The 1,979-nt window shown below is 59.5% G+C and carries 2 protein-coding genes; both read left to right on the top strand.

Annotation, left to right across the window (positions count from 1 at the left end):
- Positions 1 to 775, top strand: a 775-nt coding sequence (locus tag RTY00_RS24215) for a methyl-accepting chemotaxis protein (protein WP_312666665.1), incomplete at its 5' end; no start/stop codon positions are given.
- A gap of 130 nt (positions 776 to 905) precedes the next feature.
- On the top strand, positions 906 to 1,979 hold a 1,074-nt coding region (locus tag RTY00_RS24210; protein WP_312666664.1), incomplete at its 3' end, for a Tar ligand binding domain-containing protein.

Below are 1,979 nucleotides of genomic sequence, written 5' to 3'. Positions count from 1 at the left end.
AGAGCAGGCCGCCTCACTGGAGCAGACTGCAGCCAGCATGGAGCAGCTCACCGCGACGGTGAAACAGAACGCCGAGAATGCGCGTCAGGCGTCGCAGCTGGCACTCAGCGCGTCCGATACCGCACGCAAAGGTGGCGAGGTGGTCGATGGCGTGGTGCGTACCATGCAGGATATCGCCGGCAGTTCGAAGAAGATCGCCGACATTATCAGCGTGATTGATGGCATCGCTTTCCAGACCAACATCCTGGCGCTGAACGCGGCGGTTGAAGCGGCGCGCGCCGGTGAACAGGGCCGTGGTTTTGCCGTGGTGGCGGGTGAAGTACGTAACCTGGCGCAGCGCAGTGCGCAGGCGGCAAAAGAGATCAAAGGCTTGATCGAAGACTCGGTGAACCGCGTCAACAACGGTTCGCAACTGGTCGGCACCGCCGGAGAGACCATGAATGATATCGTCGGTGCCGTCACGCGCGTCACCGATATTATGGGCGAAATCGCCTCGGCATCGGATGAGCAGAGCCGTGGTATCGATCAGGTAGGACAAGCGGTGACCGAGATGGACCGCGTCACCCAGCAGAACGCCTCGCTGGTGGAAGAGTCCGCTGCTGCTGCTGCATCACTGGAAGAGCAGGCGAGCCGCCTGAGCCAGGCGGTATCGGTGTTCCGCATTCCGCGCGCCGCGCAGGCGCAACCGAAGGCGAGCATGGTACGTCAGATCGCCAGCGCACCGCGCAAAGCGGCTGCCGCGCCGGTGAGTGACGGCAACTGGGAGACGTTTTAACCGTTAGTAACAGGTCGCCATAAATGGCGACCTTCTTCATCCCCAAGCTGGTCCAACCCCTGCGAACACACATAAAGATCCCCTTTTGAGCGCCGATAACAGAGGCGATCCGCCAACCAATGAGGTGTTTATGTTTAGTCGTATTCGTGTTGTATCCGGCCTGCTGTGCGTGCTGGCGCTGTTTGCCTTACTGCAGCTGTTCTCCGGTGGGGTGTTCTACTCCACGGTCAAAGCCGATAAAGATAATTTTGCCTATAACCAGCGTCTTAGCACGCTGCAGCGGGCGATGGGCACCTCATGGGTATCGCTGGTTCAGGCGCGTAACACGCTGAACCGTGCGGGGATCCGTTACCTGCTGGACAGTCAGCAGGCTGGCTCAGGCGCAACCGTGAAAGATCTGGTGGCGCTGGCGAGTGAGGAGTTGAAGAACGCCGATCAGGGTTTTGCCGAATTTAACGCCAACCTGTCTGAAAAGGGCAAAAAGGCCGAGAACGTGCTGACGCTGCAGGCCAACTACAACGCCTATCGGGGTGCATTGGGTGAGTTGATCGATTTCCTCGGTAGCGGAAATTTCAAAGGATTTGTTGATCAGCCGACGCAGGGATTCCAGGACAAATTTGCCAAAGATTACAACGCGTGGCTGAGCTACAACATTGTGCTCGCCAATCAGGGCATTGAAGCCAATGACGCGGCGTATACCAAGTCAATCATGCTGGTGGTCGGCACGCTGCTGGTGACCTTGCTGGTGATTGCGCTGGTGTGGAGCGGCATGCGTACGGTGCTGATCCGTCCGCTGAAGCAGAGCATCGAGCACATTCGTCACATCGCACGCGGTGATTTGACGCAGCAGGTCGACATCACGGTGCGCAACGAGATGGGCGAGCTGCTCACCTCGGTGCAAGAGATGCAGCAAGAGCTGGCGCGAACGGTGCGTACCGTGCGTGACGGTTCCGATGCCATCTACACCGGTGCCAGCGAAATCGCCATGGGCAACAACGATCTCTCCTCGCGTACCGAGCAGCAAGCGGCTTCGCTGGAAGAGACCGCTGCCAGCATGGAGCAGTTGACCGCCACCGTGAAGCAGAACGCCGAAAACGCCCGTCAGGCGTCGCAGCTGGCGCTCACCGCCTCGGAAACCGCGCAGCAGGGCGGCAAAGTGGTGGATGGCGTGATCACCATGGATGCCGCCAGTACCCTGCAAGAG

The organism is Pantoea sp. CTOTU49201 (assembly GCF_032054795.1).
GTDB lineage: Bacteria > Pseudomonadota > Gammaproteobacteria > Enterobacterales > Enterobacteriaceae > Pantoea > Pantoea symbiotica.
Note: the sequence above shows the minus strand (reverse complement) of the source record. Positions and strands in the feature narration are given on the sequence as shown.